This window comes from Flavobacterium columnare (genome assembly GCF_014844295.1).
GTDB classification, from domain to species: Bacteria; Bacteroidota; Bacteroidia; order Flavobacteriales; family Flavobacteriaceae; genus Flavobacterium; species Flavobacterium columnare.
The window spans coordinates 1,824,663-1,836,244 of sequence record NZ_CP054494.1; the positions used below are offsets into that span (position 1 = coordinate 1,824,663).

The 11,582-nt window shown below is 31.5% G+C and carries 9 protein-coding genes and 3 tRNA genes; 4 read left to right on the top strand and 8 right to left on the bottom strand.

Annotated features, from left to right (window positions below; translation table 11 throughout):
- Positions 1-122: 122 nt before the first annotated feature.
- Positions 123-196, bottom strand: a tRNA-Asp gene (locus HUE53_RS07870).
- 206 nt (positions 197-402) lie between these two features.
- On the opposite strand from HUE53_RS07870, the gene HUE53_RS07875 reads away from it, so the two are divergent.
- From HUE53_RS07875 to HUE53_RS07880, 3 genes are all read left to right on the top strand, one after another.
- The gene (locus HUE53_RS07875) at positions 403-648 is read left to right on the top strand and encodes a transposase (RefSeq protein ID WP_240601662.1); all 246 of its coding nucleotides are present in this window, start codon (positions 403-405) and stop codon (positions 646-648) included.
- A gap of 242 nt (positions 649-890) precedes the next feature.
- Entirely contained in the window at positions 891-1,172 is a 282-nt protein-coding gene (locus tag HUE53_RS14570) for an ISAon1 family transposase N-terminal region protein (RefSeq protein WP_421498119.1), read from the top strand.
- Between the two features lie 49 nt (positions 1,173-1,221).
- Positions 1,222-2,145: an ISAon1 family transposase gene (locus HUE53_RS07880; protein WP_421498117.1), complete on the top strand. Its 924-nt coding sequence runs from the start codon at positions 1,222-1,224 to the stop codon at positions 2,143-2,145.
- A gap of 112 nt (positions 2,146-2,257) precedes the next feature.
- Here HUE53_RS07880 and HUE53_RS07885 read toward each other — a convergent pair.
- The 7 genes from HUE53_RS07885 to HUE53_RS07915 all read right to left on the bottom strand — a co-directional run bounded on the left by HUE53_RS07885 (position 2,258) and on the right by HUE53_RS07915 (position 9,277).
- Positions 2,258-2,331 (bottom strand) — tRNA-Asn (locus tag HUE53_RS07885).
- Between the two features lie 37 nt (positions 2,332-2,368).
- Positions 2,369-2,442, bottom strand: a tRNA-Asn gene (locus tag HUE53_RS07890).
- 71 nt (positions 2,443-2,513) lie between these two features.
- Positions 2,514-3,863, bottom strand: coding sequence for an RIP metalloprotease RseP (rseP, locus tag HUE53_RS07895; protein WP_077225527.1), 1,350 nt, complete (start codon positions 3,861-3,863; stop codon positions 2,514-2,516).
- Between the two features lie 75 nt (positions 3,864-3,938).
- Complete coding sequence (locus HUE53_RS07900; protein WP_014165747.1) at positions 3,939-5,894, bottom strand: M1 family aminopeptidase; 1,956 nt, start codon at positions 5,892-5,894, stop codon at positions 3,939-3,941.
- A gap of 82 nt (positions 5,895-5,976) precedes the next feature.
- Positions 5,977-7,578: a fumarate hydratase gene (locus tag HUE53_RS07905; RefSeq protein ID WP_014165746.1), complete on the bottom strand. Its 1,602-nt coding sequence runs from the start codon at positions 7,576-7,578 to the stop codon at positions 5,977-5,979.
- A 53-nt stretch (positions 7,579-7,631) separates the two neighbouring features.
- Entirely contained in the window at positions 7,632-8,573 is a 942-nt protein-coding gene (locus HUE53_RS07910) for a leucine-rich repeat domain-containing protein (protein WP_014165745.1), read from the bottom strand.
- A 29-nt stretch (positions 8,574-8,602) separates the two neighbouring features.
- Complete coding sequence (locus HUE53_RS07915) at positions 8,603-9,277, bottom strand: SCO family protein (protein ID WP_014165744.1); 675 nt, start codon at positions 9,275-9,277, stop codon at positions 8,603-8,605.
- 191 nt (positions 9,278-9,468) lie between these two features.
- Here HUE53_RS07915 and HUE53_RS07920 point away from each other — a divergent pair, with 191 nt between their 5' ends.
- Complete coding sequence (locus HUE53_RS07920) at positions 9,469-11,481, top strand: M13 family metallopeptidase (RefSeq protein WP_014165743.1); 2,013 nt, start codon at positions 9,469-9,471, stop codon at positions 11,479-11,481.
- Positions 11,482-11,582 lie beyond the last annotated feature (101 nt).

The window sequence follows — 11,582 nt, forward strand, 5'->3', positions numbered from 1 at the left end:
CGGCAAGGGGGATAATCAACGGGAATTAATTTGCTTAATCCCACAAGTTTTTGACTTGATCCACTAAATGAGTAGTGTAAAGTATTTAAAAAAAGAAAAGCCCTTCTAAAGAAGGGCTTTTGCGGTCTGGACGGGACTCGAACCCGCGACCCCATGCGTGACAGGCATGTATTCTAACCAACTGAACTACCAAACCTTTTGTAACAGTAACAGTGTTTCTGTTTTGTGAGTGCAAATATACGACTGTTTTTTAGATCTGCAAGCAAAAAAAGATATTTTTTTAAAAAAACTAAACCTGGAAAATGTAAATTGCTGATTGTTATTGTTTTGTTTTATTCATAATTTTGTTGTTTTATAAATAAAGGCTCTAAGTGGATAGCTAATCAACAAGAAAGAGCTGAAATTCTATTTGAACTATATCCAGAGATAAAAACAGCATACCATTTATCTCAACAATTAAGAAATATCTACAACACCAATAACGATAAAAATGTTGCAATGTTAAAATTAGCCCATTGGTATAGAACAGTAGAAGAATCAGGATTTAAAAACTTCAACATTGTTCTAAATACAATAACACTTAATTATCAATCAATACTAAACTACTTTGATAATAGAAGTACTAATGCAGCTGCTGGAATCTTTTAATGCTAAAATAAAAGCCTTTAGAAGTCACTTTAGAGGGGTAAGAAAGATAGATTTCTTCTTATTCAGATTATCCAATCTTTTTGCATAATCCCCAACTTTTGGGCTCAAGTCAAAAAGTTGTGGAGAAATTTTAAAATAGTTTACTTTGTATTGATTAAATTATAGAAAAGGACTGTTCTTTTAATACGTTAATAACACTTTTATTACCTGAATATCTAACCCATTATTTTGAACTAACTTCAATTGATAAAGAAGAAGAAGTTTTACATTTATATTTAGAAGAATTAAATGAAATTCCTATAGAATATTCAAAAGATAAATTACAATCAAAAGGTTTTTTTGAATCTATTACCGTTCAAGATTTTCCAATAAGAGGTCACGTAGTTTATTTACATATAAAAAGAAGAAGATGGCTTAATTTGTCTACCGATAAAGTTGTTTTTAGAGATTGGAATATAGTAGCAAAAGGCACTCGCTTAACACAAGAGTTCGCCTCTTTTTTAAAAGAAGTCAATAGATACTAATGCTCATGATACTAAAAGTATTGCCAAATTTTATGGTGTTAAAGGCAAAATACTTCAAAATCAGTATAAAGATTTTTTAAGCGATTATTCTAACTGGAATCAAAAAGCTCATGCTAAAGAATGGTTATTATATCCTCAAAACATAGGGCAGAATTTATCTATTGATGAAACAGCTCTTTCTTATGATGAACTTTACACCATAATCACTAACAAGAAAGCTAAAGGCAAAGCTGGAAGCATTGTAGCTATCATCAAAGGGACTAAAGCAGATAATGTTATTGAAGTATTAAATAAAATACCCTTAAAAATAAGAAATAAAGTTAAAGAGATGACTTTGGATATGGCTCCCAATATGGAACTAATTGTGAAAAAATCTTTCCCTAACGCTACTCTGGTAACTGATAGATTCCACGTGCAAAAATTAGCCATTGAAGCCTTACAGGAAATTAGAATTAAACATCGATGGCAAGCAATAGATGATGAAAACGAAGCCATTGAAAAAGCCAAACGAAATAAGAAAAAATTCAACCCCATAATTCTTGAAAATGGTGAAACTAAAAAACAACTTCTAGCCAGAAGTAGATACTTGTTGTATAAAAGGGAAAATAAATGGACAGAAAATCAAAAAGAAAGAGCTAAAGTTTTATTTAAAAACTATCCGGATTTAAAAACAGCTTACCAACTATCAATGGAATTATCAGATATCTTTAAAGAAACAAAAGATAAAATTTATGGTTATACCAAATTGGCTAAATGGCATGAAAAAGTAAATCAATCTGGATTCAAAACATTTAATACAATATCAAGAACAATAACAAATCATTATAAAACAATACTAAATTACTTTGACAACAGAAGTACCAATGCTTCAGCCGAATCTTTTAATGCAAAAATAAAGGCTTTTAGAAGTAAATTTAGAGGCGTAAGAAACATAGAATTCTTTCTTTTTAGACTTACAAATTTATATGCCTAATTTATCAAATCCACAGGTTTTAGACTTGATCCAACTTTTGTTCTTGATCCGATTTTGTTTTAATTTGTGATAGGTATAAATGAAAAAGTCGATACTTTTGTACCGACTTTTGCTCCCCCTCTTGGGCTCGAACCAAGGACCCTCTGATTAACAGTCAGATGCTCTAACCAACTGAGCTAAGGAGGAATCACCTCATGGGTTATGTATTTTTCGCTAAAACTTGCTCCCCCTCTTGGGCTCGAACCAAGGACCCTCTGATTAACAGTCAGATGCTCTAACCAACTGAGCTAAGGAGGAAGATTGTTACCGTTTAGCGAGTGCAAATATAAGACAGATTTTTGATTATACAAGCACTTTTTGAAAAAAAATTAGAAAAATTTTTGAGCAATTATTTCAAAGATATCCTTTCCAAATGTTAATGCCATCAAACTCAATAATATAACCATTCCGATGGTTTGAACAACTTCTGCGGCTTTATCATTTAGTTTTTTTCCAGTAATCATTTCTGCTAAGGTAAAAAGGGCATGTCCCCCATCTAGACCTGGTATAGGAAGCAAGTTCATAAAAGCTAACCCAATTGAAAACATAGCGGTAAAATTCCATATAAATTCCCAATCCCATACAGTTGGCAGCATTTTAGTAATGCCAATTGGACTTTTTACTTTTTTGTAAGCACCTGTTTTAGGAGATAATAATAACTTGAATTCTTTTATTTTATATTTAATCTGGCTATATGATTCTTTGATTGCTTCTGGAATAGCCTGTAAAAAATTAACCTGATTTGTTACTAAGTATTTTGCTTTCATTTCTTCTTCTGATGGCATTTTATTAGTAAAACCTAAATTTCCTTCCAGACTAACTTGAGCTTCTAAAGTAAGGATATTGCCACTACGTAGTATACCTAACTGTATTTTTTGATTTTTATAACTTTGTAAAGCATCTTTTAACTCATCAAAATATTTAATTGTATGGTTATTAATAGATACAATTTGGTCTGCTTTTTGCAATTTGGCTTTTTCTGCTGGTAATCCAGGAATGATAGAATCTACGACAACGGATTCTAATCTAGGAGAAATAAAGTTTTTACCTTCTGAAGAAATGATTTCTCTTCTATGTGTATCATTTATAGGTAAATCTAATTTGGTATTAGCTCTTTCTACTGTTACTTTATTTGCAAATAATACATCAATACCTGCTTTTCTAAGGTTTTCATTTACTGGTTCTCCATCAATAGCTATGATTTTATCACCATTTTTGAAACCAATTTGTTTACCAACTTCGCTAAATGCCAATCCACTTTGTTGTATTTTATTTGTTGCAATATATTTTTGACCATAATTGGTAAAGAGCATGATATAAATGAACCAAGCTAATACGACATTAACAGTTACTCCTCCAAGCATAACAATTAAGCGTTGCCAAGCGGGTTTTGAACGAAATTCCCAAGGTTGAGCGGGTTGAGCCATTTGTTCTTTATCCATACTTTCGTCCATCATTCCAGCAAGTTTTACATAGCCTCCAATTGGCAACCATCCAATTCCCCATTCAGTATCACCTATTTTCTTTTTTAATAAGGAGAACCAAGGATCCATAAATAGATAGAATTTTTCAACTCGTATTTTAAATAATTTAGCAGGTAGATAATGTCCAAACTCATGTAAAATAACGAGAACGGAAAGAATAAATAGAATTTGTGCGATTTGAATAAGTGTATCCATTTTTACTTTTTAGTGTTTCTATAAAAGCAAAAGTAAGACTTTCGTCTTACTTTTTTAAAAATATCTAATTGAGTATTATTTTTTTAAGAATTTTTTATGAGCTCTACCTTCTGTTGTTTCTATTAACACTTGGTAAACTCCGTTGTTTAGATGATGAATATTAATTTCTTTTTCTTGTGTTTTAAGTACTTCTTGTCCTAAATGATTTAAAAATCTAATTTTTTGCAATTGAATTGTATTGGGTATTTCAATTTGTACTTGATCATAACTTGGATTTGGAAATAAATTTATGCTTGTGGATAATTCAAAATTTTCATTTGATAAAGTAGCAGTGCTCCCTTTGGAAATAATATCATTATTTGGATCAAAAATTATGTTGGTTACAGAAGTTCCTATTGGCAAATCTACGGTATAGAACTGACCATTGAAAATATTGTTTAATTTTAAATCTAAATGCGTACCATTATTTAGTATTAATCTTATGGGTACAGGCATTTCAAAATAAGAAACATACCCAATTTGAGAAATATTAGTGATAGATTGTATTTGATTAATTTTTATTGTAGCTTGATTTGTTCCTGAATTATAAGCTTCTATGGTGTAAATAGGATACCCTTCCTTATATACCCAATCATCAAAAAATTCTTGTAAACTACTACCGTGAATTGCTTCTAAATGAGCTTGGAATTGAGGGGTGAGTGCATATTTATAAGCTAATATAGGATCATTTAAATAATTACGTAATGCTTGAAAGAAATTCGTGTCTCCCATTATATAACGCAGCATATGAGAAACCATAGAACCTTTGTTATAGGTAATTTGGTAGCTAAATATTCTGTTTACATCACTTAATTGGTAGTCGTATAAATATAAATTACCTTTTGTATTGGAAGTGATGCTATTAATTTTTGAAGATTTCCAGGCATCGAAATTTGCGGTACCATCTAAATTTTCTACTACACAACCTGACATATATTCGGTTAGTCCTTCATTTAACCATATATCTTTCCAAGAGCCACAGGTTACTTTGTCACCAAACCATTGATGTGCCATTTCGTGAGCGATTAAATTTCTGTCAAAATTCCCCATGAATGAAACAGTCGTATGTTCCATTCCTCCTGCCCAACTAAATTGTGCGTGACCATATTTTTCAGTATGAAAGGGATAGGCTCCTAACTTTGTTTCCAGGAAATTTATAATAGGTATTGTGTTTGCTAATGAATGAGTTGTATTTATATTATCAAATTCAGGATATATGTAATCTATTATTGGAAAAGTAGGGGTAGGAGGAATGTTATTACCTCCTGCTGTTCCTGTATTTTTAATAGAATAATTGGTTACCGCAAGGGCAACTAAATAAGCAGCAATAGGGTAATTATGATGGAAATGAGTGGTAGCATTTGGACCGTTAATGGTTCTAGATATTTGAATGCCGTTTGAAACACTAGTATATTGTAATGGTGCTGTTATGTATACATCAATACGTTCTAATTTATCATTTAAATCCTGTTTGCATGGCCACCAATCAGCTGATCCGTAAGGTTCCGAAAGCGTATATATAATAGGGACGCCATTGTGTGTAGACGCTGTAAAAGCATTGTTTTGAGAAGAAGGAAGGCCCGAATAATTTATTTCAATTGTTTCGTCATTTCCAATAGTAATAATTGAGGGAAGTGTAATTATGAGTTCACCATTTATGTTATGAATAAATGGCAAATCAGTATTTCCTTTTTTTACAGAGGATACAACCAAAGGTTTAGAAAGTTCTAAAGTAACAGTATTAAGGTTCTCTAACGCTTTAAATGTTAAAGTAACTTTACCGGTAATATTATAAATACTAGGATTAATATTAAACTCCAATTTTCCATAGATTAAATCATAATTTTGAGTATTAGGATTTATCTTTAGATTCATTTTTTTTGTTGCTGCTTTCATTTCAGATGCAGCTATTTGTTCTGTTTTATGTTCCTCATAATTTTGAGAAAAACCTAGAGCAGATAATAGTAAAAACAAGTAGGTTGCTTTTTTCATTTATTAAAGGTTTAGCGGACAAATTTAGGCAAAAATTAGTCCGCTAAATATAAATGATAAAAACGCTAATAAAGCTTATTTCTTACAAATTTGTAAAAAAATCATTTCCTTTATCATCTGTAATAATAAAAGCTGGGAAATCTTTTATTTCAATTTTTCTAACAGCTTCCATTCCTAATTCTTCAAAATCAACTATTTCTACAGAAAGGATATTTTCTTTGGCTAAAATAGCAGCAGGACCACCTATTGAACCTAAATAAAAGCCTCCATATTTATGACAAGCATTCATTACATCTTTGCTACGATTACCTTTAGCTAACATAATCATACTACCGCCTGCTGCTTGAAATTCATCTACATATACATCCATACGACCTGCAGTAGTAGGACCAAAACTACCAGAAGGCATTCCTTGTGGAGTTTTAGCAGGGCCTGCATAATATATCGGATGGTTTTTGAAATATTCAGGCATTGGTTTGCCTGCATCTAATAATTCTTTGATCTTAGCATGTGCAATATCGCGCGCTACAATTAGAGTACCATTTAATTTTAGACGAGTTTTTATAGGGTATTTAGATAATTCGGCCAAAACTTCTTTCATTGGGCGATTTAAATCTATTGTTATAGGGTCTTCTAAATGAGGAGCTGTTTCGGGCAAGAAGCGTTTTGGATTGGTTTCTAATTGTTCTAAGAAAATCCCTTCTTTTGTTATTTTTCCTTTAATGTTTCGATCAGCCGAACAAGAAACGCCCATACCAACAGGACAAGAAGCTGCGTGACGAGGCAAACGAATTACGCGCACATCATGTGCTAGATATTTCCCCCCAAATTGTGCACCAATAGCGCTTTCCTGACAAATTTTAAGAATCTTTGCTTCCCATTCTAAGTCGCGAAAAGCTTGACCTGACATATTACCCGAAGTAGGTAAGTTGTCATAATAACCTGCTGATGCCTTTTTAACAGCTGCTAAATTAGCTTCTGCCGAAGTTCCTCCAATTACAATGGCTAGATGATAGGGAGGACAAGCAGCTGTTCCTAAATCCATTATTTTTTCTCGAATGAACTCATCCATTGATTTTTCATTTAAGAGCGATTTTGTTTTTTGGTATAGGAAGGTTTTGTTTGCGGAACCACCACCTTTAGCTAAAAATAAAAACTCATACGAGTTTCCTTTTTTGGCATAAATATCGATTTGAGCGGGCAGGTTAGAACCTGAGTTTTTTTCCTCAAACATTGATATGGGCACAATTTGTGAATAACGTAAATTTTTATTTTGGTAAGTGTTAAAAATACCTTTTGATAACCATTTAGCATCATCAGCACCTGTAAAGATATTTTCCCCTTTTTTAGCCATTATAATAGCAGTTCCTGTATCTTGGCAAGAAGGTAATTCACCCTCCACTGCAACAACAGCGTTTTGTAATAAATTGTAAGCAACAAAACGATCATTGTCTGTTGCTTCAGGATCGTCAATTATTCTACGAAGTTTTTCTAAATGAGAAGAACGTAACATAAAGGAAACATCTTTCATTGCTTCTTCAGCTAATAATTCTAGACCTTTAGGATCTATACTAAGGATTTCACGATCTCCTAATTGTTCTACTTTTACGTAATCAGAAGTCAGTTTTTTATATTGCGTATCATCCTTTAAAATAGGATACGGATCTTGGTATAAAAAGTCCATTATATATGTTTTTGAAGGGTAAATATACTAATTTCTATAAAAATAGACGATATTTAGTCGGCTGTAGGTTTTTTTTGAGTTACTATTTTTTTTACTTCATCGGATTGTCCATAAAGCATTTTTTCTAGTAAAGGTTTTAATGATTCAGGAAAAGAAAACCACGGATTAGTGCCTAAATAAAGTTCCTTTAATAAGGATAATTGATTTAATTCTTCAGGCAGCGTACGTAATTGATTTTCATCTAAATCTAAATAGGATATCATAAGACATTTACCCATTGAAGTGGGTATTTTTTTTATCATATTTTTTTCTAAATTCAAATAACTTAATTTAGATAGGTTGCCTATTTCTTCAGGTAATACAGTTATTTTGTTTTGATTTAGATTGAGTGTTGTGAGGTTCATAAGCAGACCTATTTCCACGGGACATACTTCTATTTTATTTTTTTCTGCGTTTAGGATTTTTAAATTTCTCAAATTTTCAATGCCTGGGAAAAAAGTTTTAACAGTATTATTAGAAAAATTTAATTCTGTAAGATTAATCATACCTGCCATTTCTGCAGGTAAATCAGAAATTTTATTACAACTAATATCTAATTTTTTTAGCTTGCTTAGCTTAGCAACGGATGGTGAAATATATTCCATTTTATTTTTATTCAATTCTAGCTTTTCCAAACAAGTTAATTTGCATATTTCAATAGGAAAACGTTGAATAAGGTTATTGGTTAGATAAAGCTCTTTTAATTTAGTTAAATTGGCTATTTCAATTGGTAGAGAAACAATGGTATTGTTTTTTAAATATAATTTTTCTACATTCACGAAATTGCCAATTTCGGGTGGGATTTTGGTCATTTGTTTATTAGATAAATCTAATATTTTAACAGTAGCAGGGTTTTCACAAAATAAATCATTTTCTACACGTTGATTACTTTGTGCTTTTGTTAAAAAGCTAAAAAGTAGGAGTAAGCTTATTACTCCATGTAATGTTTTGGTCATAGTTTATAATTTGGGGGCTGTTTAAATTACTATTTTTTTTCTTCAGTACATAAAAATTCTATATCTATTAATAATTTTTCTACTTCTTCTCTTTTGGTGCCATCATAAAAACCTCGTACTCGTTTTTTTTGATCTATTAAAACAAAGTTTTCTGTGTGTACCATATCATAAAGCTCTTCTGGTTTACCTGTTTTAACTGCTAAATAGGATTTTCTAGCGATATAATAAATATCTTTTTTATTACCTGTTACCAAATTCCATTTGCCGCTAATTGCACCTTTTTCCAATGCGTATTTTTTTAAAACAGGAACACTATCTATATCAGGTGTTACAGAATGAGAAAGTAACATAACTTTTGGGTTGTTTTTAATTTTATCTTGTAACCAAGACATATTATTAGTCATTAAAGGACAGATAGTTTGACAACTCGTAAAGAAGAAATCTGCTACATAAATTTTGCCTTCATAATCTTTTTGAGTTACCGTTTTTCCATCTTGATTGGTAAAAGAAAAAGGGGGAATTAAATGCTTATTAGCAATGTGTTGTACTGTTGTATCTACTAGTTCAGGATTAACCATTGAGGGGGTATAAATAGGCAATGTTTTCTTAGGTTTTAAAACCATATAAAAAAGGGAAATACATAATACAGAAATTACACCTAATGTAATTAAAAAAATACGGTACTTTTTTATTCTATCAATCATAACTTAACTTTATACAAAGGTATAAATCCTAATTAAGGAGCAAATACTAATTTGTTCTTAAATTAGTTTTTTAGAACACAATCAAGTGATATTTTTGAGTATACTTTGTAACTTTTTTCTACAAAGTATACTAATCATTATTAAATAATATAGAAGAAACCAGAAATATGAGAAGAACTGTATGGAGCGTTATGACACTATTATCGTTGACTTCGGTAAGTGCTATCGCGCAAGAAAAACCGGGGATTAACCTGAATTACATGGATAAGAATGTAAAACCAGGAGATGATTTCTTTCGTTATGTAAACGGAGCTTGGTATGATAAAACAGAAATTCCCGCAGATAAAACACGTTGGGGAAGTTTTGATGAGTTACGTTTTAACACAGATAAAGACGTTTTAGCAATCCTTAAGGAAGCGGTATCTAAAAATCTAGAGGCAAAATCAGATCAAGGAAAGGCAGTAAATGTCTATAAAACCTATATGGATACCATTACAAGAAACAAAAGAGGAATCAAACCTTTACAGCCTTACTTAGCAAAAATTAATGCTATTAGAAATGTACAAGATCTCAATAAATTAATTACCGAACTAACACCAGAAGGAGGTATAGGATTTTATAGTGCAGGTATTGGTCCTGATGCTAAGGATTCTAATAAAAACGTAGTTTACATTAGTTTAGGTAGTTTAGGTTTGCCAGATCGTGATTATTATATTTCAGATGATAAAGATTCTAAAGAAAAACGCGAAAAATATGTTTTACACGTAACACGTATGTTGCAATTTTTAGGTGAAAAACCAGAATTAGCAAAACAAAACGCAGAGAAAATTTTAGCTCTAGAAATAGAAATGGCTAGACCTAGACTAGATAGAGTACAACGTCGTGATAGAAGGAATACATACAACCCAATGAGCGTTGCTGATTTACAAAAATTAACACCATCAGTAAATTGGGATGCTTATTTACAAGGAATAGGACTTGGTAAAATAGAACAAGTTATTGTTTCACAACCTAAATACATGGAAGCTTTAGAAACTATTTTTAAAGCTAATAAAATAGAAGATTGGAAGGCCTATTTACGTTGGATTTTATTAGATGAATCATCAAACGAATTAACTACTGAAATAGAAAAAGCAAACTGGGATTTTTACAGCAAAACCTTACAAGGTGCTTTAAAACAAAGACCCCGTGAAGAAAGAGCTTTACAAGTTGTAAATGCCACTGTAGGTGAGGCATTGGGAAAATTATATGTTGAAAAAAAATTCCCAGCAGAAGCAAAAGCAAAAGCAAAAGCAATGATTGAAAATGTATTTCTAGCTTTTGAAAATCGTATAAATAAACTTCCTTGGATGACTCCAGAAACACGTAAAGGAGCGATTGATAAATTACGTAAGTCAACCATTAAAATTGGATACCCTGATAAGTGGAAAGATTATTCTAAACTAGAAATTGTAGCCAAGGAAGCTGGTGGAAATTATTTTGAAAACATGAAAAATGTTGCAAAATGGGCCTATCAAGAGGATATAGAAAAATTAAATAAACCTGTTGATAAAACAGAATGGGGTATGTCTCCGCAAACAGTTAATGCGTATTTTAACCCTACCTATAATGAAATTGTATTTCCAGCGGCTATCTTACAACCGCCATTTTATGACTATAAAGCAGATGAAGCAGTAAATTACGGTGGAATTGGAGCCGTAATAGGACATGAAATTTCACATGGTTTTGACGATTCAGGTTCTCGTTATGACGCTGATGGAAATTTAAAAAACTGGTGGACAGATGAAGATTTAAAACAATTTACAGGCTTAGGAAATGCCTTAGCATCGCAATACAGCGCTTTACAACCACTACCAGGTATTTTTGTTGATGGAAAATTTACTCTAGGTGAAAACATTGGCGATCTAGGAGGGGTTAATGCTGCTTATGATGGATTGCAATTATTCTTAAGTAAAAAAGGTAGACCTGCTACAATTGATGGTTTTACGCCAGAACAACGTTTCTTTATTTCATGGGCAACTATATGGCGTTCTAAAATGAGAGATGAAGCAATTAAAAATCAAGTAAAAACAGATCCTCACTCTCCAGGAATGTATCGCGCTTATATACCACTTACAAACGTAGACGCTTTTTACCAAGCTTTTAATATTAAAGAAGGAGACAAACTCTTTGTTAAACCTGAAAATAGAATAAAAATTTGGTAGTTTAAACCATTTGAATAATATCATAAGCCCTTGAAGTAATTATTATGTTATTCAAGGGTTTTTTTATTTTCTCAAAGTGTTAAAATAAATACAATATTGGG